Raw genomic sequence first — 24,777 nt, 5'->3', positions numbered from 1 at the left:
GGGACGACCGGCGGGCCGGGGCCCGGCTCATGCGGCGTCCGCGCCGACCGCCCGGTCGTCGTCCCGGTCGGTCCGCTTCCGGACCGCGGACAGCACCAGGGTGAGCACGGTGCCGACGATCGCCCAGATGGCGAGGACCTGCATCGCGCCGGAGAGGGCGTTGCCCTTGAAGTAGGCGATCGAGCGGGCCGCCCAGGTGCCCGCGCCCGGTGGCAGGGCGGGGCCGATGGCCCGCCAGAAGTCGGGCAGCATCGGGGCGGGGAAGGCGCCGCCCGCGCTCGGATTGCCCGCGATCACGATCAGCAGGACCGCCAGGCCGATGCCGACGATCCCGAAGAGCGCCTGAAGCGCGAGGGTGACCGCGCCGACCGAGAACACCACCAGGGTGCCCAGCCCCCACAGGGCGGCGACGCTGCCGGGCAGGGCGCCGAGGACCGGGCCGACGATCACCGCGCCGCCGAGTCCGCCGAGGACCGCGGAGAGCGCCAGGACGGCGAGCCGGATGATGGCGCGCTGCGGGTTGGCCGGCCGGGATCCCGCGCTGATCGCCAGGATCGAGGCGAGCAGGTAACCGCCCACGCACCACCCCACCGCCAGGTAGAACGCGGACAGCCCGTCGAAGTCCTTCGGGGAGGCGGGGGCCACATCCACCGTCCGTACCGTGCGGCGCTGCGGTTTCTCGGCCTCCGTGATGATCGCGTTCAGGGTGTTGGCGAGGACGGTGCCGCCGCCGGAGGCGACCAGGAGGGTGTCGGTCGTGCCCCTCGGGTCGATGATCAGGGCGCCGTCGATCTCCCGGTCCATGATCTGCCGCCGGGCCTCCTCCGGGTCGGCGAGCACCCGTGGGTCGAGCGGGTCGCCGGGCAGCGTCGCCAGCCGGTCGGCGGCCTGGGCGGACGCCGCCCCCGGCGCCACCACGCCGAAGGGCACGTCCGTGGGCTTCGGGTCGTGCAGCGCGCCCACGTAGGAGGTGATGAACAGCAGCTGCAGGGCGAGCACACCGATGACCAGCAGCGCGGCCCGGGGCGTGACGGCGTTCTTGACTTCGGCGGCGAGCGTCATGTCCCCACGCTCCGGGGGACGCCTCATTCGCGCAGGTGGGGCGGGCCGAATGGCGGACTCGATTCGTGTCGTACGAATGTTCGAAACTGGTCTATGGTGGAAGCGGGGGAGGTGAGACCGGATTGATCCAGGAGGTGCGGGTGCCAGGGTTCACGCATCTGCACACCGTTTCGGGCTTCTCCCTGCGCTATGGGGCCTCGCACCCGGAGCGGCTGGCGGCGCGCGCCGCCGAGCGCGGCATGGGCGCCGTCGCCCTGACCGACCGCGACACCGTCGCGGGCGCGGTCCGGTTCGCCACGGCCTGCGCCAAGGAGGGCGTCCGGCCGCTCTTCGGTGTCGACCTCGCGACCGACACGCCGGTACGGGAGGAGGACTCGCGCACCGAGCGGCGCCGCACCCCCGTGCGCGGGGGCGCCTTCGTCGACGAGTCCGCGCCCCGAGCGGTCTTCCTGGCCCGCTCCCGCCAGGGCTGGGCCACCCTGTGCCGGCTGATCACCGCCGCGCACGCGGCGGAGGGCTCCCCCCTGCTGCCCTGGCCGGAGAACCACGGCGACGGCGTGACCGTGCTCCTCGGGCCCGACTCCGACGTCGGCCGCGCCCTCACCGCCGGGCGCCCCGACCGTGCCGCCCGGCTCCTCGCCCCCTGGCGCGACGCCCACGGCGACGCCCTGCGCCTGGAGGTCGTCCACCACGGCCGCACCGGCACCGGGCCCGGCTCGCTGCGGCACGCCGCCCGCACCCTCGGCTTCGCCGCCGAGCAGGGCGTGCGCGCCGTGCTCACCAACGCCGTGCGGTACGCCGACCCTGGCCAGGGCCCGGTCGCCGACGTCCTCGACGCGGCCCGCCGCCTGGTGCCCATCGACCCCCGCAAGGGCCTGGACAGCGGTGAACGCTGGCTCAAGGACCCGGCCGCGATGGCGGCCGCCGCCGAGCGCGTCGCCGAGGCCGCCGGGTTCCGCCGCGACACCGCGCACCGCCTCCTCGCCATGACCGAGGAGGCCGCCGCCGCGTGCCTGGTCGACCCCGAGGACGACCTGGGCATCGGCACCGTCCACTTCCCCGAGGCGCACCTGGTCGGCGCCGGACGGCGCACCGCCGAGCGGGTGCTGCGCTCCCGCTGCGCCGCCGGGATGGTGCTGCGCGGCCACGACCGGAAGCGGGCGTACTGGACGCGCCTGGAGGACGAGCTGCGCACCATCGAACGGCTCGGCTTCGCCTCGTACTTCCTCACCGTCGCCCAGGTCGTCGACGACACCCGCGACATGGGCATCCGGGTCGCCGCGCGCGGCTCCGGCGCCGGGTCCCTGGTCAACCACCTCCTCGGCATCGCCCACGCCGACCCGGTCGAACAAGGCCTGCTGATGGAGCGCTTCCTGTCGGTGCGGCGGCCGGTGCTGCCCGACATCGACATCGACGTGGAGTCCGCCCGCCGCCTGGAGGTCTACCGCGCCATCCTCGACCGCTTCGGCCCCGAGCGGGTCGCCGCCGTCGCCATGCCCGAGACGTACCGGGTGCGCCACGCCGTACGGGACGTGGGCGCCGCCCTGTCCATGGACCCGGCCGACATCGACCGGATCGCCAAGTCCTTCCCGCACATCCGCGCCCGGGACGCCCGCGCCGCGCTGGACGAGCTGCCCGAGCTGCGCGAACTGGCCGGTGAGCGGGAGAAGTACGGCAAGCTCTGGGAACTGGTCGAGGCGCTGGACGCGCTGCCGCGTGGCGTCGCCATGCACCCGTGCGGGGTGCTGCTCTCGGACGCCTCGCTGCCGCACCGTACGCCGGTGGTGCCGACCAGCGGCGAGAGCTTCCCGATGTCCCAGTTCGACAAGGACGACGTGGAGGAACTCGGGCTGCTCAAGCTCGACGTCCTCGGCGTGCGCATGCAGTCGGCGATGGCGCACGCGGTCGCCGAGATCGAGCGGGCAAGCGGCGAGGTCGTCGACATCGACGACCCGGAGCGGGTGCGGCCGGGCGACCCGGCCACGTACGGCCTCATCCGCTCCGCCGAGACGCTCGGCTGCTTCCAGATCGAGTCGCCGGGCCAGCGCGACCTGGTCGGGCGGCTCCAGCCGGCCACCTTCCACGACCTGGTCGTGGACATCTCCCTGTTCCGGCCCGGCCCGGTCGCCGCCGACATGGTGCGGCCGTTCATCGAGGCCCGGCACGGCCGCGCGCCGGTGCGCTACCCGCACCCCGACCTGGAGGACGCGCTGCGGGAGACGTACGGGGTGGTCGTCTTCCACGAGCAGATCATCAAGATCATCGACATCATGACCGGCTGCGGGAGGGAGGAGGCCGACGCGGTGCGGCGCGGTCTGTCCGACCCGGAGTCGCAGGGGCGCATCAAGGTCTGGTTCGCCCGGCACGCGAAGGCCAAGGGGTACGCGGACGACGTGGTCGTCCGGACGTGGGAGATCGTCGAGGCCTTCGGGTCGTACGGCTTCTGCAAGGCGCACGCGGTGGCCTTCGCCGTACCGACGTACCAGTCGGCGTGGCTGAAGGCGCATTACCCGGCCGCCTTCTATGCCGGTTTGCTCACACACGATCCCGGTATGTACCCCAAGCGGTTGCTGCTGGCGGACGCACGGCGGCGTGGGGTGCCGGTGCTTCCGGTGGATGTGAACCGGTCGGCGGTCGCACACAGGATCGAACTGGTGTCCGGTTCCCTGGGGAAGTGGGGCCTGCGGTTGGCGCTTTCCGATGTGCACGGCATGAGCGAGGCGGAGGCCGCGCGCATCGAGGCCGGACAGCCGTACGCCTCGCTGCTGGACTTCTGGGAGCGGGCCCGGCCCAGCCGCCCCGTCGCCGAGCGGCTCGCCCAGGTCGGCGCGCTCGACGCGTTCGGCGGCAACCGGCGCGACCTGCTGCTGCACCTCGCCGAACTCCACCGCATCCAGCGGGGATCCGGCTCGTACGGCGACCAGCTCCCACTCGCGGGCGGCCGGAAGTCCGCGCCCATCGGCCTGCCGGACCTCGACGACGCCGAACGGCTCAGCGCCGAGCTGGGCGTCCTGTCCATGGACGCCTCACGCAACCTGATGACCGATCACCACGCCTTCCTCGCCGAGCTCGGCGTGGTCTCCGCGCAAGCGCTGCGGGCGGCACCGCACGGGCGGACCGTCCTGGTCGCGGGCGCCAAGGCGGCCACCCAGACCCCGCCGATCCGCTCCGGCAAGCGCGTCATCTTCACCACCCTCGACGACGGGACGGGCCTGGTCGACCTGGCCTTCTTCGACGACAGCCACGAGCGGTGCGCGCACACCGTCTTCCACTCCTGGCTGCTGCTCGTACGGGGCGTGGTGCAGCGGCGCGGCCCGCGCAGCCTCAGTGTCGTCGGCTCGGCCGCCTGGAACCTCGCCGAACTGGTGGAACTGCGGCGCGAGGGCGGCCTGGACGCGGTGGCGGCGAGGCTGGCCGAGCCGATGACGGGTTCGCCGTCCGACAGCGGGCGGCGGATCACGATGCCCACCGGCTACGAGATGAACCCCTGGGCCGACCTGCGCCCGGCGGGCGAAGGGACGGCCGTACCGAAGAAGCTGTGGCACCAGAGTCAGGGGAGCGCGGGATGATCCTCTACGTACGATTCCGGCTGGAGCCGATGTATGAGGCTCTGCTTCCGCAACTGGTCGGGATGCTCGGCCAGTTCACGCCCGTCGTCGAGGCGGCCCCGCCCGACGCCGCGCTCGCCGACGTACGCGGCGCCGTACGGTACTTCGGGCGCGGCCCCGCCGAACTGGCCGCCGTGATCCGGGTCCGGGCACTCGCCCTGTACGGCGTGGACTGCGCCATCGGGGCCGGCCCCAACCCGATGCTCGCCCGTATGGCGGCGCGTGACGCGGTGCCCGGGACGACGCTGGTGGTGGAGGACGCCGAAGGATTCCTCCGCGACAAACCCGTCGCCGCCCTGTACGGCGTCGGCCCGGCCACCGCCCGGACGCTCTGCTCCTACGGGCTCGACTCCATCGGGCGCGTCGCCGCCGCCCCGCTGGCCGTGCTCCAGCGGATCCTGGGCGCGCGGGCGGGCCGCGAGCTGTGGGAGCGGGCGCAGGGCATCGACCGTACGGCGGTCGTTCCCAACGCCGCGTCCCGGTCGGTCGCCGCCGAACGGGCCTTCGACCGCGACGAGCTGGACCGGGACCGGCACCGCCGCGCCCTGCTGTCGCTCGCCGGAGAGCTGGGCGCGCGGATGCGCGGCGAGAAACAGGTGTGCCGCTCGCTGACGCTGACCGTGCGGTACGCCGACCGGACCGCCACCATCCGCACCCGTACCCTGCGCGAGCCGACCGCCCACACGGCCGCGCTGGCCGACACGGCGTACTCCATGCACGAGGCGCTCGGGCTCCAGCGCGCCCGGGTGCGGGCCGTCGGGCTGCGCGCCGAGGGCCTGATGCCCGCCGACAGGGCCGCGCACCAGCTCTCCCTCGACCCGGCCGACGACAAGGCGCGGCGGATCGAGGCGGCGGCGGACAAGGCGCGCGCGAGGTTCGGGCCGGGCGCGATCGTGCCGGGGTCGCTGGCGGCCTAACCGTGGGCGAGCCCGACCTTCGCCAGGTAGCGGTCGAGGTGGGCGGGGTCCTGGGTCGCCAGGCCGATGTGGCCGTCGGGGCGGACCAGGAACAGTCCCGCGCCGAGTTCCTCCGCCGGCTCGCCGTCGGGTACCCGGATCGTGACGACGTCCGACGGGACCCGGGGCGGGGTGCGGTCCACCGCGAGCAGCGTGAAGTGCGGGCCCCGCAGCAGCTCGTGGAGCCGCCGTGAGCCGTTCTCCTCCGTGCCGCACGGCAGGTCGGGGACGCGGTCACCGGCCTGCACGGCCGTGGGGGCGAGCCGCTCCCGGGCCTCGGTGCTCAGGACGCTGTCGCGGTAGTGGACCGACAACAGGTGGGTGAGCCGGCCGCGTTGACGTGCCTTCTCGCCGCCCCCCTCCGGGCTGCGGCCCACCTCGTAGAGCCGGGAGCTCAGCTCCAGGACGTGGGCGGCGGCGGGGCGGCGCTCGTCCTCGTAGCTGTCCAGCAGTGCGTCAGGAGCGTGGTGGCGCAGCACCTGGCCCAGTTTCCAGCCCAGGTTGTAGGCGTCCTGGACGCTGAGGTTCAGACCCTGCCCGCCGCCGGGCGGGTGGGGGTGCGCGGCATCGCCGGCGAGGAAGACCCGGCCGTCGCGGAACCGCTCGGCCAGCGCCGTACGGGGCTGGTAGGACGAGTGCCACAGCACGTCCGTGACGGCGTCGGCGGGCAGGTGGGTGCGGGTGGCGATCAACTGCCGCACCGCGTCCGGCGTGAGGTCGCGCTCCTCGTCGTCGGCCCGGGCGTTGAGCTGGAACTGGTCGGTGCCCGGCAGGGGGCAAAGCTGCAGGCTGCCCACGCCCCGGGCGTCCGGGTCGTCCAGCCAGATGTGCCAGTGGTCGCGGTCCAGGTCCCGGACGCGTACGTCCGCCACCACGGCCGGGTGCAGATCGCCGTCCCCGCCCTTCATGGCGATCCTCAGCGAGTCGCGCACCGTGCTGTGCCCGCCGTCGCACCCGACCAGGTACGGCACGGTCAGTGTCCGGCGGGCGCCGCCCGCGTCCGTCAGCTCGGCCAGTACGTGCCGGTCCGTCTGGTGCAGGGACGTGAGCCGGGTGCCGTACTCCACGGTCCCGCCCAGGGCCAGGAGCCGGTCGCGCAGGATCTCCTGCGTACGCCACTGGGGGACCAGCCACGGCTCCGCGTACCGCGACGCCGGGGCCTGCGGGTCCTGCTCCAGCAGCCGCCAGGTGCCGTCCCTCCGGCCCTCCCGCCAGGTCTGCATGGGCGGGAACGGTCCACCGGCGGCCCGGAGCTCCTCCATGACGCCGAGGTCGTCGAGGGCCTCCTGGGTGCGTGGCTGAAGGCTCTTGCCGCGCGAGCCGCCGAAGAGCCGCTCGCCCGCCTCGACGACGTGACTGCGTACGCCACGGCGGGCGAGGTCACAAGCGAGGGCGAGCCCGGTCGGGCCGGCGCCGACGACCAGGACGTCCACGGCGCCGTGCACCTTTGCTCCTCGGTACGGGTCGGTGCGCTGGGGGTCGGCGGGCATCTCTCACCGCTTTCTGCCGTCGGTCACGGCTCTGGAGTGCACGGACAGCCACCTGCCGCAGGATGCGGCATATGCGGAACATGCCCCTGAACCGATCGGTGTCGGCGCGGGGCGGCCAACATCCGCCCACATGGCCGGACGCCGTCGCCTGCCCCTTCGACTTCAGTGACGGCCTGGACTTCGACCCGCTGCCGGCGGACCTCGGGGCGACGGGGCCCGTGAGCCGGATCCGGCTGGTAGGCGCCCAGTTTTTACCGACGCGTAACTTCCAAGTTCCGGCTACCCGTGCGTAGCTTGGCATGAGCACGGCATTCCTGTCGTGCGTCCCCACCAGTGGTCCGGGCCACAGGGCGTACCGCCATCGCCCCATCCCCATTCCTTGAGCCGCAAGGAGACCACTCGATGCTGCCCCCACGCGTACGGCGTGCCCTCAGAGCCACGGCCGTCCTGCTGCTGGCCGTCGCCGCCACCCTCGCGCCCGCCTCCACCGCCCAGGCCCAGGGCCCCAGCAGCGGCTGGAACGACTACACGTGCAAGCCGTCGTCCGCCCACCCCCGCCCGGTCGTCCTCGTCCACGGCACCTTCGGCAACTCCGTCGACAACTGGCTCGCCCTCGCCCCCTACCTGGTCAAGCGCGGCTACTGCGTCTTCTCCCTCGACTACGGCCAACTGCCCGGCGTGCCCTTCTTCCACGGCCTCGGCCCCATCGAGAAGTCCGCCGAACAGCTCGACGCCTACGTCGACAAGGTCCTCGCCGCCACCGGCGCCACCGAGGCCGACCTCGTCGGCCACTCGCAGGGCGGCATGATGCCCCGCCACTACCTCAAGTTCCTCGGCGGCGCCGACAAGGTGAACGCCCTCGTCGGTCTCGCCCCCGACAACCACGGCACCACGCTCCTCGGCCTCACCAAGCTGCTGCCGTACTTCCCCGGCGCGGCCGACCTGCTGAACGAGAAGACCCCCGGCCTCGCCGACCAGGTCGCCGGTTCCCCGTTCCTCACCAAGCTCAACGAGGGCGGCGACACCGTTCCCGGTGTCCGCTACACCGTCATCGCCACCAAGTACGACGAGGTCGTCACCCCGTACCGCTCCCAGTTCCTCGACGGACCGGGCGTCCGCAACGTGCTCCTCCAGGACCTGTGCCCCCTGGACTTCTCCGAGCACGTGGCGATAGGGCTGCTCGACCGGATCGCCTACCACGAGGTCGTGAACGCGCTCGACCCGGCGCGCGCGACACCCACCACGTGCGCGTCGGTCGTCGGCTGACGGGACGACACGAAGGGGCCCGTCCGGATCGCGGACGGGCCCCTGGTGCACCGGTCGTCAGCGCGTGGCCCTGCGACGCGCCGTGGCGAACATGACCGCGGCGCCGACCGCCAGCACCGCCGCGCCACCACCGGCGAGGTACGGGGTGCTACCGCTGCCGCCGGTCTCGGCCAGGTTCTCGTCGGCCGCCGCGGCGACGGGCGACGGGGTGCCGGCACCGTTGGCCTGGAGCGTGCCGGCCTGCTCGGTCGCCTCCGCGCCCGCCTCCGCCGCCTCGGGCTGCTTCGGCTCCTCGGCGGCGGGCTCCGCGGGCTTCGGGGACTGGGCGCCGTGGTCGTCGCCACCGTGCCCGCCGTGGTCGACCGTCGACTTGTCCGCACCCTGCTCGATCTGCTGGTCGGAGGGCGCCGACGCCACCGGGGCCGGGGCGCCGCCCGCCTGGCCGTTGTCCTTGCCGAACACCACGTCGGAGCAGGTGTAGAACGCCTCGGGCGAGTCGGAGCGCTGCCAGATCGAGTAGACCAGGTGACGGCCGGACTTGGCCGGGACGGTGCCGTCGAAGACGTACGCGCCGTTCTCCAGCCGGGGGTTGGTGACCTTGGCGAACGGCCGCGCCTCCAGGTCCGACCACTTCAGCGGCTTGGACGGGTCATAGCCGTCCTTGGTGATGTACAGCTCGAAGGAACCCTTGTGCGGGGCGGTCGCCTTGTAGCGGAAGGTGTGCTTGCCGGCGGCCAGCTCCGACGACGGCCAGTCACCGCGGGGCAGGTCCAGCCCCTTGTACTTGTCGCGGTTCGCGCTGCACAGCTTGCCGTCCGGGATCAGCCGCTTGTGGTTGCCGGCGGCGTTGGCGATGTTGACCTCGTTCCAGTCGTAGAACGCCTGCGGCCCGCTCGCCGCCACCGCCGCCTTGCACGCCGCCGAATCCGGGCTCTCCGGCCCCTCCGCGTAACAGGCGGACACCCGGCTGACCGGGTCGGTCATCGTGCCGTGCGCGGCCGCGGGCGACGCGGCCAGACCGGCGAGCGCCAGCGGCGCGATACCGAGGGCGACGGCGGCGGCTGCCGGCTTGCGGCGGCGAGAGGTCATGGTGGCGTTCTCCTTCAGCGGGGACGAACAGATGTGGGGGGTTACGGGAACGGGATCCGGACGGGCGGCGCAGCCCCCCGGCTTCGGCACCGACGGTCCGGACCAGTCCCGGTGATCAGCAAGCTAGCCCCTCGGAACGCCGAAATCGCCTGCGGGAAGCGGCTGATGAGGATCCTTATGCTCCGCTTAAGGCGACGCTAAGAGGACGCTCAGGTAGGCGCTCCTGGTGCGGCCGTCCGCCCTTGTGGGCGGGCGTTCGCCGTCCGCCGTGGTTCTCGTGGAGTCCGCCCGAAGCCGTGGTGGGCGGCTCCCTGTACGGCCCCATGGGGAGCCAGAACTCCGACGTCCGCTGCTGCGTGGAGGCCGGACCCGCGTGGCACTCGCCGTCCTCTATCCGAGCGTGAGCATCGCCTCGCTGACTTCGCCGATCGCCGCGTCGGGGATCGCGGTGGCGGCCTCCGTGAGGACGAGCAGCCGGGCCCCGGGGATCTCGCGCGCGATCGCCTCGCCGTTGCCGACGGGGAAGAACGGGTCGCGGCGGCCGTGGACGACGAGCGTGGGGACCTCGATCCCGGGCAGGCGCTCGCGCCAGCGGGGTGCGCAGTCCAGCCTGGCGAACACCGTGCCCAGCTGGTTGGCCATGTGGACCGGTGGTGCGGTGCCGGGTGTGCGGTCCCAGATGCGGGCGGCGAGTGCGCGGGCGGCGACGGGGTCGTTGCCGAGGATCTCCGCGCCGGCGGCGGCGAAGTCCGCAACCGCCTCGCGGTCGGTCCAGTCGGGCATCTGTCCACCGACTGGATGGGGCGGTGTGACATCGTGGTGCCGTGCCGGACAGACAGCGGATGCCCTCGTCACCGTCAACGGACTCCCCGTGGTCTTCGGGATCGTTGCGGATCACGAGCACAACAATGGCCGCCCGGGAGGTGACGGCCGCACTGGCGATCACTCCCGACGCCCATTTCGAGCGAGGAAGCCCCAGCAGCCCACGCAACCCGGCCGGCGCCCGACGGAACATGTCGGTGTGGATCCTGAACAGTGGGTTGAGCAGCGACCATCCGCCGGCCGAACACGCCCGGGCGCTGGTCGAGCGGCTTGCCGGCAAGCAGGCGGCGCTCGCCGGCCTGGCCACCGACTGCGAGGTCGAACTGCTCCTCGGCTTCGGCAGCGAAAGCGGCCAAGGCGGTGACACGCTGCCCGCGCCCATGCTGAAGCAGCTCGGCATGCTCGGGATCGACCTCGTCCTGGACCTTTACCCGCCGACACCTGACGAGGTGCCCTCCCCGGAATGACGGCGCGGCCGGTTCCGGACCGGCTGCCGCGCGTCCCGCGTCTCGCGTCACGAGCGGAGCCGGACCCGGAACCGGAGTTGGATCGCGACGAGCGTGACGGCGCCGTGGAATACGTAGGCCCGCCTGCCGCCGGACACGCCCTAGTCGTCGATGCCCAGGTCGGTGCGCATCGTGCGCTTCATCGCTCCCAGGTGGGGCCAGACGTCCCGGCGGAACCCGCCCTCCAGGGAGGCCAGTTCCCCCGCGTGCGTGGAAGGGTCCGCGCAGAACCCCCTGAGCGACCCGTACGCGGTGTTCAACTGCTTCTTGGCCGTGCTGCACGAGCGCAGCACCGTGTCCGGGGCGACCATCTGGACCTCGGCGTAGCTGTCCCGGAAGGCCAGCCTGCTCGCCTCCAGCTTTTCCAGGGACCCGCCGACGTCCTCGCCGCGCCGTACCGCGTGGACGTGGTTGGTCATCGCCGTCAGGTACTGGCGTGCGGCGGTGTTCAGCGTGATGTAGCAGGCGCGTCGCCTTTCGAGGCCGTCGCGCAGCCGCGCCTCCGCCTGCTCCGCCCGGAGCAGCTCGACCGCGTGATCGCGCTCCTCACGGCGCTGCTCGGCCGCGGCCCGCAGCTCCATCCGCTTGGTGCGGTCCGCGCGGTTCTGCGTCAGCAGCGCGGCCCCCAGAGTTCCCGCCACACCCACGATCGCGATCAACAGCCCCGCCCAACTGGCGCCCACGGTGCCCCCCTTGTGCCCTCGTCCTCCCTCTACGGTAGGGGTCGGCCCACCCGCCGGTAGCGCCGTTCCGGGCGGCCCGTGCCGCCGTAGCGGAGCGTGACCTCGGCGCGGCCCGTCCCGGCGAAGTACTCCAGGTAGCGGCGGGCGCTCACCCGGGACAGGGAGCCGGCCTCCGCACACTCCGCGGCCGACAGGCCCGCGGGGTGGTCGCGGAGGATGCGGTCCACCAGCTCGGCGGTGTGGGCGGCCAGGCCCTTGGGGAGCTCCCGGGAGCCCGGCGGACGGGTGCCGAAGATCTGGTCGACGTCCTCCTGCCGCGCCTCGTCCAGCTCGTCCAGGCGCGTCCGGAGGGACGCGACGTGCAGCAACTGCTCACGCAGCGCCACCTGGCTGAACGGCTTGATCAGGTAGTGCAGGGCCCCGGCCCGCAGCGCCGAGCGGATCGTGCCCGCGTCCCGGGCCGCCGTGATGAACAGCGCGTCGGCACCGTGCCCCGCCGCCCGCAGCGCGCGCAGCACCCCGATGCCGTCCATGTCGGGCAGGTAGATGTCCAGCAGGACGACGTCGGGGCGCAGCGCCTCGGCCGCGCGCAGCGCTTCGGCGCCGCTGTGCGCCACCCCCACGACCGTGAAGCCGTCCATCGCGGACACATAGCGACTGTGCAGCTTGGCGACCATGAAGTCGTCGTCCACCACCAGCACCTTCGTCACCGGCGACACGCTAGGTCCCGACCACAACGACCACAACGTCCGTTGATTGCGGAAGGGAGACAGCTTCTTAACGCGTGGGCAACATGTGGGCCACTTCACAAGACAGGAGGCTCTCGTGCGATTGCGCACCCCTCTCGCCCTGCTCGGGGCGGCGCTGCTGGTGCTCGTGGGGCCGCCGCTGCTCTCCACGGGCAGCGGCTCCGCCACCGGCACCCAGATCCCCGGCCTGCGCTTCATGGTCCCGAACACGCCTGGCGGCGGGTACGACATCACGGCCCGTACCGCGGCCAGGAACGCCCAGGACGCCGGCCTCACCCAGGACATCGAGGTCTTCAACCTGCCCGGCGCAGGCGGCACCGTCGGCCTGACCCGGCTCGTCGGGGAGCGCGGCAACGGCAGGCTCGCCATGTCCATGGGCCTCGGCGTCGTCGGAGCCGTACACACCAACAAGACCCCGGCCACCCTCGCCGACACCACCCCGATCGCCCGGCTCACCGAGGAGCAGGACATCGTGGTCGTCGCCAAGGACTCCCCGTACAAGACCATCCAGGAGCTCCTGGCCGCCTGGCGGAAGAACCCCGCCGAGCTCCCCGTCGGCGGCGGCTCGTCACCGGGCGGGCCCGACCACCTCGCGCCGATGCTGATGGCGCAGGCCGCCGGAATCGCCCCGAAATCGGTGAACTACATCCCCTTCGACGGCGGCGGTGAACTGCTCGCCTCGATCCTCGGCAACAAGGTCGCCTTCGGGGTCTCCGGCGTGGGCGAGTACCTCGACCAGATCAAGGCCGGCGAACTGCGGCTGCTCGCCGTCACCGGCCCGGAGCGGGTCCCCGGCCTGGACGCCCCCACCCTCCGTGAGGCGGGGCTCGACACCGAGTTCACCAACTGGCGCGGCATCGTCGCCCCGCCGGGCCTCTCCGGCGCCGAGCGCGACAAACTCATCGGCCTCGTCGCCGAACTGCACGCCTCCGAGCAGTGGCGGGACTCCCTCGAGAAGAACGGCTGGAGCGACGCCTACCTGTCCGGTGAGGCGTTCGGCGACTTCCTCGACGAGCAGAACGAGCGCGTCGACTCCGTCCTCAAGGAGCTGGGGCTGTGAGCACACCGAGCACCGCACGCCGCGCCTGGCTGCGCGAACACTCCGAGCTGGGCGTCAGCCTGTTCCTCGCCGTCATCGGCGTACTCGTCCTCACCGACGCGCTGACGATGGACGTCGCCACGGGACAGCGTGGACCGGTCGGGCCCACGACCGTTCCCGTCGTCGTCGGCGCGGGGCTCCTCGTCGTCGCCGTGCTCCTCGCCGTCGACGTCCTGCGCGGCGGCCGGGGCGAGGCCGAGGGCGGCGAGGACGTCGACCTGTCCGAACCGAGTGACTGGCGTACCGTCCTGCTGCTCGCCGGGGTGTTCCTCGGCGGCGCCGTCCTCATCGGCCCGGCCGGTTTCCCCGTCGCCGGCGCGCTGATCTTCTGGGGCTCGGCGTACGCGCTCGGCAGCCGCCGCGCCGACCGCGACCCGCTCATCGCGGCCGTCCTTTCCCTCGTCACTTACGTCGTCTTCACCGATCTGCTCGGCGTCCCGCTCCCCGGTGGCCCGCTGATGGGAGTGCTCTGATGGACTCGCTGAACTCCCTCCTCGACGGCTTCGGTACCGCCCTGACCCCCGTCAACCTGCTGTGGGCGGCGATCGGGGTACTGCTCGGCACCGCCATCGGTGTCCTGCCCGGCATCGGCCCGGCCATGGCGGTCGCCCTGCTGCTGCCGGTCACGTACGGACTGGAACCCACCGGCGCGTTCATCATGTTCGCCGGTATCTACTACGGCGCGATGTTCGGCGGCTCCACCACCTCCATCCTGCTGAACACCCCCGGCGAGAGCGCCGCCGTCGTCGCCGCCATCGAGGGCAACCCGATGGCCAAGGCCGGACGCGGAGCGCAGGCCCTCGCGGCGGCCGCGGGCGGGCACTTCGCGGGCGGCATGATCGGCACCATCCTGCTCGTCGCCCTCGCCCCGACCGTCGCCGCGCTGGCCGTGGACATCGGCGCGCCCGACTACTTCGCGCTCATGGTGCTGGCGTTCATCGCCGTGACCTCGGTCCTCGGCTCGTCCCGCATCCGGGGCCTCGCCTCACTGCTCATCGGCCTCACCCTCGGCCTCGTCGGCCTCGACCAGATGACCGGCCAGCAGCGGCTCACCTTCGGCTCGCTCCAGCTCGCCGACGGCATCGACGTCGTCATCGTCGCGGTCGGCCTCTTCGCCATCGGCGAGGCGCTGTGGGTCGCGGCCCACCTGCGGCGCGGCGGTGGCGACGCGATCCCCGTCGGCCGGCCCTGGCTCGGCAGGGACGACGTCAGGCGGACGTGGAAGCCATGGCTGCGCGGCCCCCTCATAGGCTTCCCGTTCGGCGCCATCCCGGCCGGCGGCGCCGAGATCCCGACCTTCCTGTCGTACGTCACCGAGAAGCGGCTGTCCCGGCACAAGGACGAGTTCGGGCGCGGCGCCATCGAAGGCGTCGCCGGGCCCGAGTCCGCCGCCTCCGCCTCGGCCGCCGGCACCCTCGTGTCGATGCTGACGCTGGGCCTGCCGACCACCGCCGTCGCCGCCGTGATGCTCGCCGCCTTCCAGCAGTACGGCATCCAGCCCGGACCGCTGCTCTTCGAACGGGAACCCGAGCTGGTGTGGGGCCTGATCGCCTCCCTCTTCGTCGGCATGGTGCTGCTCCTCGCGCTGAACCTGCCGCTCGCGCCCCTGTGGGCCAAGCTGCTGCGCATCCCGCGCCCGTACCTCTACGCCGGGATCCTGTTCTTCGCCGCGACCGGCGCCTACGCGGTCGGCGGCGAGGCTCTCGACCTGGTCGTCCTGCTGCTCATCGGCCTCATCGGCTTCGGGATGCGCCGCTACGGCCTGCCGGTGCTGCCCGCCGTCATCGGGGTCATCCTCGGCCCGGCCGCCGAACAGCAGCTGCGCCGGGCGCTCCAGATCAGCGACGGCAGTGTCACCGGACTGGTCGACACGCCGTTCTCGGTGACCGTCTACGCCGTCGTCGTCGTCCTGCTGACCTGGCCGCTGCTGAAGAAGGTGATCACGCGCCGCCGTAATCTGACGGTATGACGATTCGCCGTGCGACCACCGACGACGTCCCCCGGGTGAAGGAGGTCACCGACGCCGCCTACCACCACTACATCGCCCGCATCGGTCGCGTACCGGCTCCGATGGAGGCCGACCACGCGGCGGACGTGACCGCGGGCAGGGTGTACGTCGCCGGCGACCCGGTGGTCGGCCTCGTGGTCCTCAGGGCCGAGGCCGACCACCTGTACCTCGACAACATCGCCGTCCACCCCGACGCGCAGGGCTCCGGCCTCGGCCGGCGACTGCTCGCCTTCGTGGAGGAGCACGCCCGGGAACGCGGCCTGCCCGAGGTCCGGCTCCTCACCCACCGGCTGATGCGGGAGAACCGGGCGATGTACGAGCGGTACGGCTACGAGACCGACGAGCCGCGCACGGCCGCCGACCCCGAGCGCGTCCACTACCGCAAGCCGCTCTCCTGACCCGCCCCCGGCAGGCCGCCCGCACGGGCCAGAGCCTCCAGAGCGTCCAGGGCCTCGCGGGCGGCCGCGGCGGCGGCGGGGTCCCGCTCCGCCAGACCGCTCGCCTCGAACTCGTCCTCGTCCAGCCGCAGCACCTGCCCGCCGTCCGCCGACACCCACAGGTCCAGGTCGAGGTCCTCCACGACCACCTCACGGCCGCCCACGGACGCGGGCCGGGTGATGTCGCAGTACCAGCCCTTCAGGGCACCGTCCCCGGTCCTGACCTCCTTCACCGCGTACCACCGGTCCCGCCAGTAGTGCTCCGTGAAGACGTCGCCCGGCTCGAAGCGCACGAATCCGAAGTCCCGCACCCCGTCCGCCGCCCACGGGGCACGGACCGTCAGACGGGTGCCGTCGTCGGCCACCACCTCGGCCGGGTAGGAGATCTTCGTACGTCCGGCCTTGACGAGACGTACCTCAACCGAGCGCGCGGACATGCCGGACCTCCGTCGCGCAGACCTCGTACCCGAACCACTTGTTGATCGCCAGCATCGGGCCGTTCGCCCCGTCGTTGCTGGTGTACGCGTCGGTGCAGCCCGCCGCGCGGGCCCGCCGCAGCGAGTCCGTCTTGGCGAGCTTCGCCAGCCCCCGGCCCCGGTACGCGCGCAGGGTGCCGGTCATGCCCGACACATAGCGGGTCCCGCCGTCGGTGAACGCGGCGGTGAAGGCCGCCACCTCGCCGCCCACGGTCACGACCGTGGAGAGGCCGCGGTCGAGCAGCGGGTTGTCCCAGGTGTGGCGCACCCAGTCCTCGTAGTCGTCGAAGTCCGTGGCGATGTCGCTCGGTTCGTCGGCCGTCGCCTCGGCGTCGGCGACGAACATCGGGCGCGGATCGGCCTCGTAGTCGGCGGCGGTACCCAGCTCGACGCCGGGCGGGAGCGTCCCGGGCAGCTCGGGCAGGTCGGTGCGCGCCAGGTCGAGGCGCTGGAAGTGCGCGGAGCGGGTGGGCCGGTAGTCGCGCTTCCCGGCGAACGCCAGGTTCGCGGGGTCGTCCATCACCCAGGCGTACAGGGACGTCGCGCCCTCGGCCGCCAAGTGCTCCTCGGCGGTACGCAGCAGGAGGCCGCCCGCGCCGTGACCCCGGTGGTCCGGGTGGACCTGCGGGGTGGCGTAGGCCTGGCCGGGCTCGCTGCTGTCGTACGCGATGCCGGCATAGGCCGTCCCGATGATCTCACCGTCCCTCTCGGCGACCAGCAGGCGGAACTTCGCGGCCGGGTTGGCGGTCTCGACGTCGAAGAGCACCGAACGGGGCGTCGCCACCTGGAACGGTATGCAGGCCTGCCGTGACCTGCTCACGGCCTCGGCGTCCTCGGGACGGAACTCCCGCACGATCACAGTCATGAAGCCGCACGGTACGCGCGCCCCGGCCCGACCGCCTCCCAATTTCCCCACCGTCGGGGACAATCGTGCCCGTGACCTTGAAGATCTCCATCGACGCGGGCTCCCCGACGGCCCCGTACGAACAGCTGCGCGCCCAGATCTCCGCCCAGGCCCGTTCGGGCCGCCTCCCGGTCGGCTACAAACTGCCGACCGTCCGGGGCCTCGCGGAGGAACTGGGCCTCGCCGCCAACACCGTCGCCAAGGCGTACCGGGTGCTGGAGACCGACGGGGTGATCGAGACCCGGGGCCGTGCCGGGACGTTCGTCGCCCCGGCCGGGGACGCCGCCGCCCGCCAGGCGGCCACGGCGGCCGCGGCGTACGCGGCCGAGGCCCACCGCCTGGGCCTCAGCCGTGCCGACGCCGAAGCGGCCGTGTCGGACGCGCTGCGCGCCGCGTACGGCCCGTCCTAGAGGTGCGGCGTCCGCGCCGCGTACGGCCCGCCTCGGAGGTACGGCGTCCGCGCCGCGTACGGCCCGCCTCAGAGGTACAGCCCCGCGTCCGCGCCGCGTGCCTGGTCCGGGATCGCCGCCGGGCCCGTGCCGCGCCGCAGCGCGTACAGCTCCGCCAGCGTCGCCCCGTCCCGCCCCACGCCCTCCTCGGAACCGAGCCACGCCACCGCCTCCGGCCGGGTCAGCGGGCCGACCTCGATCCGGGCCAGGCAGCGGCCGGGGCGGACCACGGCCGGGTGCAGGCGCTCCAGGTCCTCGTTGGTGGTGACCCCGACCAGCACGTTGCGGCCCTGCCCCAGCAGCCCGTCCGTCAGGTTCAGCAGCCGGGACAGGGCCTGGCCCGCCGTGTGCTTGGCCTCGCCGCGGATCAGCTCGTCGCAGTCCTCCAGGAGCAGCAGCCGCCACCGGCCGTTCGCCGTGCCCTCGTCCTCGCCGATCGCGATGTCCATCAGATAGCCCACGTCGTTGAACAGCCGCTCCGGGTCCAGCACACAGTCCACCTGGCACCAGTCGCGCCACGACCGGGCCAGCGTGCGCAGCGCCGACGTCTTGCCGGTGCCCGGCGGGCCGTGCAGGAGGAGCAGGCGGCCGGCGATGTCGTCCGGCGTGACCTTCATCAGGTGGTCCATCGCCTCCGCCACGGGGGCGGTGTAGTTCGGCCGCACCTCCTCCCAGGACCCGGCGGCGATCCGGCGCGTCGTGCGGTGCGGGCCGCGGCGCGGCGAGACGTACCAGAAGCCCATGGCCACGTTGTCCGGCTGCGGCTCCGGGTCGTCCTTGGCGCCGTCCGTCGCCTGCTTCAGCACCCGCCCGGCCAGCTCCGCGTCGACCGCCGTGACGGTCACGTCGGCGCCCCTGCTCCAGCGGGAGACCAGGACCGTCCAGCCGTCGCCCTCGGCGAGCGTGGCGCTGCGGTCGTCGTCACGGGCGGTCCGCAGTACCACCGCGCCGGGCGGGAGCAGCGTCGCACCGGACTTGACGCGGTCGAGGGACGTACTGTGCGCGTACGGCTGCTCGCCCGTCGCGAAGCGCCCGAGGAACAGCGCGTCGACGACATCGGCAGGGGAATCGCTGTCGTCGACGGTGAGCCGGATCGGCAGGGCCTCATGAGGGTTGGCAGACATGCGGTCCATGATCCGGCACACTCGCTCTCCCCGCACGGTGTTTACGTACCGGTGCCGACCAGCACGGTGGCAGCCCGGCGCGCGCGCCGGACGACCGCGTACCCCTTCGTGAGCGCCCGGTCCTTCGCGAACGTCCGCCCGATCGCCCGGCCTTCGACCAGCCGCGCGAACTCCTCGATGTCCGTGTTCCGCCGCACGGTCACCCGCCGGAGCGCGAACGGCCCCTGAACGCGGCGCGCCAGGCCATTGCCCACGGCCAGCGACTGGGCGAACCCGGCCTCCCGGACCGTGCGCCGCACGCGACGGCTGGAGTAGCCGTACGGATAGGCGAACGAGACGGGCGCCGTGCCCAGCTCCTCCGTGATGATCTCCCGGCACCGCACGGTCTCGAACCGGAGCCGCTCGTCGTCGAGCTGGTCCAGCTGCGGGTGGGTGTGGGTGTGGCCGCCGATCTCGGTGCCGGCGGCGGCCAGTTCCCGCACCTGGTCCCAGTCGAGCATGGTGTCGAGCGCACCGCCCTCGTGGTACGGGCCACGCAGCCACCCCGTCGACACGAACAGCGTCGAGGTGAAGCCGTGCTCGGCGAGGACCGGCAGGGCGTGCCGGTGCACCCCCGCGTACCCGTCGTCGAAGGTGACCAGCACGGGGCGGACCGGCAGCGGTGCCCCGGTCCGCCAGGCGTGCCCGAGCCGGGCCACCGTGACCGGGGTGAACCCGCGCTCGCCGAGCACCTCCATCTGCGCGGCGAACGCCTCCGGCGAGACGGACAGCCCGTACGCCGCCTTCGCGGGGCGGTGCCCGACGGCGTGGTACATCAGGATCGGTACGGGGGCGTTCATGACGGGTCCCCGATCGGTCCGTGGGAGAACGCGCCCTTCCGGGACGCCAGCGCGCCGCGCGCGTAACCGGCCGCCGCCACCGCCACGCCGGTGACGATGGCGCCCGCCCGCCCCGCCCCGCCCGGCCGGGCGAGCACGAAGTCCCGAAGGCCCCGCGCCACTCCGGCGGGCAGGACCCGCGTGGTGTACCGCCGCTCCGTCTCCAGGCCCTTGTCCGCGCCGACGCTCCGGGCGACGAGCGCCTTGGACAGTCCTTCGGCGTAGGCACGGGCGCGGAAGTAGCGGTAGGACGCGCGGGCGGGCGGGACCTTGTGGTGGATCACCGCCCGGTCGTCGATCAGCAGGACGGCGTCGGGCAGGGCGTTGCCGAGCCGGATGCACAGCTCCGTCTCCTCGCAGCCCAGCGGTCGCCGGTCGCCGTCCCGCCCGATGCCGGTGGCGAACCCGCCCGCCGCGTCGAAGGCGACGCGCCGGAAGGAGGCGTTCCCGCCCAGCACGTTGCGTACCCGCACCCGCCCGGCGGGCAGTCCCCGGTAGGTACAGCCGACGATCCAGTCGAACTCGGCCGGGAACCAGACCGGGCGCCGCCCCGACACCCACGCCGGCACGGTCCGCCCGCCGACGGCCATCACCCGCCGGTCGTCGTACGCGTCGTCGAACCACCGCAGCCAGTCCCGTTCGGCGACGGCGTCGTCGTCGAGGAAGGCGACGATGTCACCCCGGGCGGCGGCGATACCGGTGTTGCGGCCCGCCGACAGGCCACGGGGGCCCGCGTTCGCGAGCACCCGCACCTCCTCACCGGCGTCGGCGTACTCCTTGCGGAGCCGCTCCAGCAGCGTCTCGTTGTGGTCGACCACGAGCAGCGTCTCCAGGGCGGCCAGCGACTGGTGGCGCACCGAGTCGACCGCCGCGAGGATGTCCTCCCAACGGTCCTCGGTGTAGACGCAGATGACGACGGAGAATCGGCGCTCGCTCAAGAAACCTCACCCCGGGGCACGCCGGCCGAGAAGGTGGCCGTGCGACGGCGCTCGGCGCGCCGGACGCCCTTCTCCTTGAGGATCACCTTCAGGACGCGGATGCCGTCGCGTACGGCGTTGAGGTTGCTGACGCCGTGGATGCGCAGGTATTCGTGGCTGGGCACTTCCTGGACCTTGAGGCCCGCCTTGACGACCCGGATGTTGATCAGGGTCTCTATCTCGAAGCCCGTGCAGTCGAGGGTGATCTCTTCGAGGCAGTGGCGCCAGAAGGCGTTGTAGCCGTAGCAGAGGTCGGTGTAGCGGGCGCCGAACTTGGCGTTGACGATGCCGCACAGGGCGCGGTTGCCCAGTCGGCGGACGAAGGTCATGTCGTCCGTGCCGCCGCCGTTGGCGAAACGGGAGCCCTTGGCGAAGTCGGCGCCGCCGACCAGGGCGGAGACGTACGACACGATCTCCTGGCCGTCGGCCGAGCCGTCGGCGTCGACCATCACGATGATGTCGCCGGTGCAGGCGGCGAAGCCGCTGATGAGGGCGTCGCCCTTGCCTTTGCCGACCTGCTTGACGACTTTGACGTCGGGCCGGAGTCCGCGGGCGACGTCGACGGTGTCGTCGGTGGAATTGCCGTCGACGAGGACCACTTCGTGAATCCAGTCGGGCAGGGTCTTGAAGACGTACGGAAGGTTCTCCGCCTCGTTCATCGCGGGAATCACCACGCTCACCGGCGGCGCGATGGCCAGGTGGGACGTGATCGCCCGGTACTGGGCGGCTATTCGGCCGGCTTCGGATTCGACGACATCGCCGACGGCCGGGCGCAGGACAGAGCTCATCAGTTGTTTCCCTCTCGTCCGGTGGGCCGCCCACCCCCGGGCGGCCCGGATGTGTATCCGGTTCGAAAGGGGGGTTGTGCTCACTCGTCCCACGGCGGAACGGATCTCCGGACGGGACGGGTGAGCTGGTAATTCCGGCCGCGCGCGGTACGCGCCTCGGCACTGCTGACGTCACCGGGCACGGCACCCCCCTACCGCGCCCCGCTCGGTACCCATCGCGGCATCTGAGCCCTCCCCTTGAGCCGCCGTTGCGTGATGGACCGTGCGGGTGGATGTACGACGGTATTGATAATCGGGACTGTATGGCAAGACCTGGACAGCGGCTCACCTTTTTGCTTCTTTGGCCGTACTTTGACGGACTGCGACAAAGACGCGGTGCGGGTCCGATCAGTTCCCGCAAATGAAACGGAAGGAGATCCTTCCGTGCGCGAGGGGGAATCGATACGGGAGTTGCCCGTGGGAAAGGAATTTGCCCCGTCAGGAAAGCGGATTCCGCCGTACCGAGGAAAGCAGCGGAGGCAGGGCGGAGAGCGCGGCCACGGTCACGACCGCGCCGCGGACCGACCACATATGGAGTGTCAGAAGCCCCTGTGCCACCAGGAGATCGACCGCGATCGCACCCGCCGCCGCGAGGACGGCGCGCGGGCCGGGCTCCAGCCGTCGGAGCGCCGTGGCGAGTCCGAGAGCGGGCGCGGCGAACAGGAAGAAGAGCCCGAACGGCGCACGCATCGGCGCGTCGTGGTCCAGTGCCGCCAGGAGGGCTCCGACTGCCGCCACGGCCACCGCCGCCCCGGCCAGCAGTGGTGGGGCGTCACGTCGGCACATCGGGCTCCGCATGGGTGACTTGCCCCCGAATCTCCGGACATGGGGCCTCAAGAGTGAGCACACTTTGACTCGACGTCACCTACACGCCACGCCCGGCTATTGGCATGGACACTGCAGCCTGCTACGAACTTTTTAGGCAGAAATCCTGCTAAAGGGAGGTTCCATGAAACTGTCCCGAGCCGCGGCATTCTCCACCTCACTCCTCCTCGGCGCCGTCCTGACCCTCACCGGGGCGGGGGCGGCGCAGGCCGACTCGTCGGCCGCAGCCCTCGACTACGTGGCCCTCGGCGACTCCTACTCCTCCGGAGTGGGTGCCGGCAGCTACGACAGCGCGAGCGGCAACTGCAAGCGCAGCACCCGGGCCTTCCCCAAGCTCTGGGCCGCCGCCAATTCCCCCTCCTCCTTCGCGTTCACCGCATGCTCCGGTGCCCGCACCAACGATGTGACGGCGGGCCAGCTCGGACCGCTGTCCTCCGCCACCGACCTCGTCTCCCTCACCGTCGGCGGAAATGACGCGGGCTTCGCCGACGTCATGACCACCTGTGTGCTCCAGTCCGAAGCCACCTGCATCGCCCGCGTCAACGAGGCGAAGGCCTACGTCGACACGACCCTTCCCGGCCGCCTCGACTCGGTGTACTCGGCGATCAGAACCAGGGCCCCGTCGGCGAGGGTCGTCGTGCTCGGCTACCCCCGCTTCTACAAGCTCGGCGGAAGCTGCCTCGCCGGCCTGACCGAGAACGAGCGCCGCGCCATCAACAGTGGCGCCGACCACCTCAACGCGGCGACCGCCAAACGCGCCGCCGACCACGGCTACACCTTCGCCGACGTCACCCCCGCCTTCACGGGCCACGAGATCTGCTCGGGCGCGTCCTGGCTGCACAGCGTCAACTGGCTCAACATCGGCGAGTCCTACCACCCCACCGCGGCCGGACAGTCCGGTGGCTACCTGCCCACCTTCAAGGCCGCGCTGTAAGGAGCCGCGTCGGCCGACGGAAGCCCGTGCGAAGAGGTCGGAGTCCCGCCCGTCGGGGTCGGGGTGCCGCCCGTCGGGGTCGGGGTGCCGTCCGTCGGGGTGCCGGAAGGCGTCCCGCCGGTCGGCGTCCCACCCGTCGGGCCGGGCACCACGCACCCGACCCGGAACCCCACCCAGGCGGACCGCGCCTCGGCCGGGCTCCGGATCTCCAGCCGGACCCGGTCGCGGTGCGTCCCGCCCCGCTCGTACGTCAGCTCCGTGTGCTCGACCCGCCGCACGGTGTCCCCGCCGGGCCCGAACTCGGCCGTCCGCCAGCCCGGTCCGGAGCTCTCACCGCTCTCCGTCACCCAGCGGTAGCCGACGGAGGCGGGCGTGCGGGCCACCGTGATCGTCGCCCGGAAGGCCGGGGCCTCGGCCTCCGGGGGCGGACACGGCCCCCGGTAACTCCCGCGTACCGCCTCCGCGTACACGTGCACCGACTGCGGGGCCGCGGAAGAGGCCGTACGGGACGGCGGCGGTGTCGTCGCCCCGGCGCCGCGCCCGGGCGCGGCACTCGCACCCGGCGACGCGGCACCCGCACCGCCCGGTTCGTCGTCGGGCAACAGGGCGTACGTCAGCCCCGCGACCGCGAGCACCAACGCGGCGACCACCGCCGGCACGGCGCCCGCCCGTCGCGACGCAGCCCGCGCGCCGGCCGCCGCGACGGTGACGGCCGTGCCGCCGCCGACCGTCACGGCCGCCCCGCTCTCGACCGGACCCGTACGCGGGTTCCCGCCCGCGCCCACGACCCGCAACCGCTGCCCGGCCTCCTCGGCCGTGAGCCGCTCGGCCGGATCCTTGCGCAGCAGCCCCTCGATGACCGGTGCGAGCGGGCCCGCCCGGCGCGGCGGCGGCAGCTCCTCGTCCACCACGGCACGCAGCGTGCTCAGGGGCGTGTCCAGCCGGAACGGGGTATTGCCCTCCACCGCCGCGTACAGCAGCACGCCCAGCGACCAGAGGTCCGAGGCCGGGCCCGGGTTCCGTCCCAACGCCCGCTCCGGCGCGAGGAATTCGGGCGAGCCGATCAGCTCACCCGTCATGGTGAGGTTCGACGTGCCCTCCACCGTGGCGATACCGAAGTCCGTCAGCACCACCCGGCCGTCATTGGCGAGCAGCACGTTCGCCGGCTTCACGTCCCGGTGCAGCACCCCCGCCTCGTGCGCGGCGCTCAGCGCCGCCAGCACCTCCGCCCCGACGTGGGCGGCCCGCCGCGGCGGCATGGGTCCCTCCGCGTCGAGCGTCTCGGCGAGCGTCAGCCCCCGGACCAGCTCCATCACGATCCAGGGCCGGCCGTCCTCGGTCGCCACGTCGTACACGGTGACCACACCCCGGTGCGAGACCCGGGCGGCGGCCCACGCCTCCCGCTCCAGCCGTGTGTACAGCCGCTGCACGTCGCCGGAGGCCAGACCGTCCGGCGCGCGCACCTCCTTGACCGCCACCTCGCGGCCCAGCACCTCGTCGCGCGCCCGCCACACGACACCCATACCGCCCCGGCCCAGCGGGCCCAGCAATCGGTAACGTCCCGCCACCATCCGCGTGCCGCCCGGCCCTTCGGTCATAGGACCACAA

Annotated in this window: 24 protein-coding genes; 10 read left to right on the top strand and 14 right to left on the bottom strand. The window is 72.9% G+C overall.

The features are described from left to right. Positions 1-27 precede the first annotated feature (27 nt). A complete protein-coding gene (locus ACZ6C1_RS25145; RefSeq protein WP_469243392.1) occupies positions 28-1,062 on the bottom strand; it encodes a DUF3533 domain-containing protein in 1,035 nt (344 codons plus the stop codon). Positions 1,063-1,202: 140 nt separating this feature from the next. On the opposite strand from ACZ6C1_RS25145, the gene ACZ6C1_RS25140 reads away from it, so the two are divergent. Together ACZ6C1_RS25140 and ACZ6C1_RS25135 are read left to right on the top strand one after the other, a co-directional pair. Beyond that, the gene (locus tag ACZ6C1_RS25140) at positions 1,203-4,631 is read left to right on the top strand and encodes a DNA polymerase III subunit alpha (protein WP_469243391.1); all 3,429 of its coding nucleotides are present in this window, start codon (positions 1,203-1,205) and stop codon (positions 4,629-4,631) included. Then, entirely contained in the window at positions 4,628-5,587 is a 960-nt protein-coding gene (locus tag ACZ6C1_RS25135) for a DNA polymerase Y family protein (RefSeq protein WP_469243389.1), read from the top strand. Before ACZ6C1_RS25140 ends, ACZ6C1_RS25135 begins: the two co-directional genes overlap by 4 nt. On the opposite strand, the gene ACZ6C1_RS25130 is transcribed toward ACZ6C1_RS25135, so the two are convergent. Continuing rightward, complete coding sequence (locus ACZ6C1_RS25130) at positions 5,584-7,116, bottom strand: FAD-dependent monooxygenase (RefSeq protein ID WP_469243387.1); 1,533 nt, start codon at positions 7,114-7,116, stop codon at positions 5,584-5,586. The genes ACZ6C1_RS25135 and ACZ6C1_RS25130 overlap by 4 nt on opposite strands. Before the next feature lie 402 nt (positions 7,117-7,518). Here ACZ6C1_RS25130 and ACZ6C1_RS25125 point away from each other — a divergent pair, with 402 nt between their 5' ends. After that, complete coding sequence (locus ACZ6C1_RS25125) at positions 7,519-8,382, top strand: esterase/lipase family protein (RefSeq protein WP_469243386.1); 864 nt, start codon at positions 7,519-7,521, stop codon at positions 8,380-8,382. A 57-nt stretch (positions 8,383-8,439) separates the two neighbouring features. On the opposite strand, the gene ACZ6C1_RS25120 is transcribed toward ACZ6C1_RS25125, so the two are convergent. Both ACZ6C1_RS25120 and ACZ6C1_RS25115 read right to left on the bottom strand, forming a co-directional pair. Then, positions 8,440-9,471, bottom strand: a complete 1,032-nt coding sequence (locus tag ACZ6C1_RS25120) for a lytic polysaccharide monooxygenase auxiliary activity family 9 protein (protein WP_469243384.1) — start codon at positions 9,469-9,471, stop codon at positions 8,440-8,442. 390 nt (positions 9,472-9,861) lie between these two features. Continuing rightward, positions 9,862-10,254 (bottom strand): alpha/beta fold hydrolase, encoded by a 393-nt coding sequence (locus ACZ6C1_RS25115; protein WP_469243382.1) that lies wholly within the window; start codon positions 10,252-10,254, stop codon positions 9,862-9,864. A gap of 125 nt (positions 10,255-10,379) precedes the next feature. Between ACZ6C1_RS25115 and ACZ6C1_RS25110 the strand changes: the two genes are divergently transcribed. Continuing rightward, positions 10,380-10,760 (top strand): DUF4279 domain-containing protein, encoded by a 381-nt coding sequence (locus tag ACZ6C1_RS25110; RefSeq protein ID WP_469243380.1) that lies wholly within the window; start codon positions 10,380-10,382, stop codon positions 10,758-10,760. A gap of 140 nt (positions 10,761-10,900) precedes the next feature. Here ACZ6C1_RS25110 and ACZ6C1_RS25105 read toward each other — a convergent pair whose 3' ends face one another. Continuing rightward, entirely contained in the window at positions 10,901-11,482 is a 582-nt protein-coding gene (locus ACZ6C1_RS25105; protein ID WP_469243378.1) for a hypothetical protein, read from the bottom strand. A 29-nt stretch (positions 11,483-11,511) separates the two neighbouring features. Then, entirely contained in the window at positions 11,512-12,192 is a 681-nt protein-coding gene (locus ACZ6C1_RS25100; RefSeq protein ID WP_469243376.1) for a response regulator, read from the bottom strand. Between the two features lie 115 nt (positions 12,193-12,307). Between ACZ6C1_RS25100 and ACZ6C1_RS25095 the strand changes: the two genes are divergently transcribed. Genes ACZ6C1_RS25095 through ACZ6C1_RS25080 form a run of 4 tightly spaced genes read left to right on the top strand, consistent with a single transcriptional unit; the run spans position 12,308 to position 15,736 of the window. Then, positions 12,308-13,291 (top strand): Bug family tripartite tricarboxylate transporter substrate binding protein, encoded by a 984-nt coding sequence (locus tag ACZ6C1_RS25095; RefSeq protein ID WP_469243374.1) that lies wholly within the window; start codon positions 12,308-12,310, stop codon positions 13,289-13,291. Continuing rightward, positions 13,288-13,803, top strand: coding sequence for a tripartite tricarboxylate transporter TctB family protein (locus tag ACZ6C1_RS25090; RefSeq protein ID WP_469243372.1), 516 nt, complete (start codon positions 13,288-13,290; stop codon positions 13,801-13,803). The genes ACZ6C1_RS25095 and ACZ6C1_RS25090 overlap by 4 nt, the downstream gene beginning before the upstream one ends. Further along, positions 13,803-15,299 (top strand): tripartite tricarboxylate transporter permease, encoded by a 1,497-nt coding sequence (locus tag ACZ6C1_RS25085; RefSeq protein ID WP_469243370.1) that lies wholly within the window; start codon positions 13,803-13,805, stop codon positions 15,297-15,299. The genes ACZ6C1_RS25090 and ACZ6C1_RS25085 overlap by 1 nt, the downstream gene beginning before the upstream one ends. Continuing rightward, positions 15,296-15,736: a GNAT family N-acetyltransferase gene (locus ACZ6C1_RS25080; protein ID WP_469243368.1), complete on the top strand. Its 441-nt coding sequence runs from the start codon at positions 15,296-15,298 to the stop codon at positions 15,734-15,736. The genes ACZ6C1_RS25085 and ACZ6C1_RS25080 overlap by 4 nt, the downstream gene beginning before the upstream one ends. Here ACZ6C1_RS25080 and ACZ6C1_RS25075 read toward each other — a convergent pair. Continuing rightward, entirely contained in the window at positions 15,715-16,212 is a 498-nt protein-coding gene (locus ACZ6C1_RS25075; RefSeq protein WP_469243367.1) for a ribonuclease FAU-1 family protein, read from the bottom strand. The genes ACZ6C1_RS25080 and ACZ6C1_RS25075 overlap by 22 nt on opposite strands. Beyond that, positions 16,193-17,116 (bottom strand): GNAT family N-acetyltransferase, encoded by a 924-nt coding sequence (locus ACZ6C1_RS25070; protein WP_469243366.1) that lies wholly within the window; start codon positions 17,114-17,116, stop codon positions 16,193-16,195. The genes ACZ6C1_RS25075 and ACZ6C1_RS25070 overlap by 20 nt, the downstream gene beginning before the upstream one ends. Before the next feature lie 71 nt (positions 17,117-17,187). Here ACZ6C1_RS25070 and ACZ6C1_RS25065 point away from each other — a divergent pair, with 71 nt between their 5' ends. Then, on the top strand, positions 17,188-17,565 hold the full coding sequence (locus ACZ6C1_RS25065) for a GntR family transcriptional regulator (protein ID WP_469243365.1): 378 nt from the start codon (positions 17,188-17,190) through the stop codon (positions 17,563-17,565). A gap of 68 nt (positions 17,566-17,633) precedes the next feature. Here ACZ6C1_RS25065 and ACZ6C1_RS25060 read toward each other — a convergent pair whose 3' ends face one another. The 5 genes from ACZ6C1_RS25060 to ACZ6C1_RS25040 form a co-directional block, all read right to left on the bottom strand. Further along, complete coding sequence (locus ACZ6C1_RS25060) at positions 17,634-18,728, bottom strand: DUF5925 domain-containing protein (protein WP_469243364.1); 1,095 nt, start codon at positions 18,726-18,728, stop codon at positions 17,634-17,636. Positions 18,729-18,769: 41 nt separating this feature from the next. Beyond that, the gene (locus ACZ6C1_RS25055) at positions 18,770-19,567 is read right to left on the bottom strand and encodes a polysaccharide deacetylase family protein (RefSeq protein ID WP_469243363.1); all 798 of its coding nucleotides are present in this window, start codon (positions 19,565-19,567) and stop codon (positions 18,770-18,772) included. Further along, positions 19,564-20,544: a glycosyltransferase family 2 protein gene (locus ACZ6C1_RS25050; RefSeq protein ID WP_469243362.1), complete on the bottom strand. Its 981-nt coding sequence runs from the start codon at positions 20,542-20,544 to the stop codon at positions 19,564-19,566. The genes ACZ6C1_RS25055 and ACZ6C1_RS25050 overlap by 4 nt, the downstream gene beginning before the upstream one ends. Then, positions 20,541-21,371, bottom strand: coding sequence for a glycosyltransferase family 2 protein (locus tag ACZ6C1_RS25045; RefSeq protein WP_469243361.1), 831 nt, complete (start codon positions 21,369-21,371; stop codon positions 20,541-20,543). Before ACZ6C1_RS25045 ends, ACZ6C1_RS25050 begins: the two co-directional genes overlap by 4 nt. A 477-nt stretch (positions 21,372-21,848) precedes the next feature. Continuing rightward, a complete protein-coding gene (locus ACZ6C1_RS25040) occupies positions 21,849-22,196 on the bottom strand; it encodes a hypothetical protein (protein WP_469243360.1) in 348 nt (115 codons plus the stop codon). 163 nt (positions 22,197-22,359) lie between these two features. Here ACZ6C1_RS25040 and ACZ6C1_RS25035 point away from each other — a divergent pair, with 163 nt between their 5' ends. Then, positions 22,360-23,169: an SGNH/GDSL hydrolase family protein gene (locus tag ACZ6C1_RS25035; protein ID WP_469243359.1), complete on the top strand. Its 810-nt coding sequence runs from the start codon at positions 22,360-22,362 to the stop codon at positions 23,167-23,169. Here ACZ6C1_RS25035 and ACZ6C1_RS25030 read toward each other — a convergent pair. After that, positions 23,139-24,767, bottom strand: coding sequence for a serine/threonine-protein kinase (locus ACZ6C1_RS25030; protein ID WP_469243358.1), 1,629 nt, complete (start codon positions 24,765-24,767; stop codon positions 23,139-23,141). The genes ACZ6C1_RS25035 and ACZ6C1_RS25030 overlap by 31 nt on opposite strands. Positions 24,768-24,777 lie beyond the last annotated feature (10 nt).

The sequence above is a fragment of the Streptomyces sp. NPDC041796 genome (assembly GCF_055590785.1).
This window is presented reverse-complemented; position numbering and strand designations above follow the sequence as displayed.

What these genes read in the sequence shown, in the direction of transcription:
- ACZ6C1_RS25075 (WP_469243367.1), bottom strand. Translation starts at nt 16,212, where the DNA reads ATGTCCGCGCGCTCGGTTGAGGTACGTCTCGTCAAGGCCGGACGTACG.
- ACZ6C1_RS25035 (WP_469243359.1), top strand. Translation starts at nt 22,360, where the DNA reads ATGAAACTGTCCCGAGCCGCGGCATTCTCCACCTCACTCCTCCTCGGC.
- ACZ6C1_RS25040 (WP_469243360.1), bottom strand. Translation starts at nt 22,196, where the DNA reads ATGTGCCGACGTGACGCCCCACCACTGCTGGCCGGGGCGGCGGTGGCC.
- ACZ6C1_RS25085 (WP_469243370.1), top strand. Translation starts at nt 13,803, where the DNA reads ATGGACTCGCTGAACTCCCTCCTCGACGGCTTCGGTACCGCCCTGACC.
- ACZ6C1_RS25030 (WP_469243358.1), bottom strand. Translation starts at nt 24,767, where the DNA reads ATGACCGAAGGGCCGGGCGGCACGCGGATGGTGGCGGGACGTTACCGA.
- ACZ6C1_RS25055 (WP_469243363.1), bottom strand. Translation starts at nt 19,567, where the DNA reads ATGAACGCCCCCGTACCGATCCTGATGTACCACGCCGTCGGGCACCGC.
- ACZ6C1_RS25045 (WP_469243361.1), bottom strand. Translation starts at nt 21,371, where the DNA reads ATGAGCTCTGTCCTGCGCCCGGCCGTCGGCGATGTCGTCGAATCCGAA.
- ACZ6C1_RS25125 (WP_469243386.1), top strand. Translation starts at nt 7,519, where the DNA reads ATGCTGCCCCCACGCGTACGGCGTGCCCTCAGAGCCACGGCCGTCCTG.
- ACZ6C1_RS25135 (WP_469243389.1), top strand. Translation starts at nt 4,628, where the DNA reads ATGATCCTCTACGTACGATTCCGGCTGGAGCCGATGTATGAGGCTCTG.
- ACZ6C1_RS25060 (WP_469243364.1), bottom strand. Translation starts at nt 18,728, where the DNA reads ATGTCTGCCAACCCTCATGAGGCCCTGCCGATCCGGCTCACCGTCGAC.
- ACZ6C1_RS25120 (WP_469243384.1), bottom strand. Translation starts at nt 9,471, where the DNA reads ATGACCTCTCGCCGCCGCAAGCCGGCAGCCGCCGCCGTCGCCCTCGGT.
- ACZ6C1_RS25115 (WP_469243382.1), bottom strand. Translation starts at nt 10,254, where the DNA reads ATGCCCGACTGGACCGACCGCGAGGCGGTTGCGGACTTCGCCGCCGCC.
- ACZ6C1_RS25110 (WP_469243380.1), top strand. Translation starts at nt 10,380, where the DNA reads ATGGCCGCCCGGGAGGTGACGGCCGCACTGGCGATCACTCCCGACGCC.
- ACZ6C1_RS25070 (WP_469243366.1), bottom strand. Translation starts at nt 17,116, where the DNA reads ATGACTGTGATCGTGCGGGAGTTCCGTCCCGAGGACGCCGAGGCCGTG.
- ACZ6C1_RS25130 (WP_469243387.1), bottom strand. Translation starts at nt 7,116, where the DNA reads ATGCCCGCCGACCCCCAGCGCACCGACCCGTACCGAGGAGCAAAGGTG.
- ACZ6C1_RS25080 (WP_469243368.1), top strand. Translation starts at nt 15,296, where the DNA reads ATGACGATTCGCCGTGCGACCACCGACGACGTCCCCCGGGTGAAGGAG.
- ACZ6C1_RS25145 (WP_469243392.1), bottom strand. Translation starts at nt 1,062, where the DNA reads ATGACGCTCGCCGCCGAAGTCAAGAACGCCGTCACGCCCCGGGCCGCG.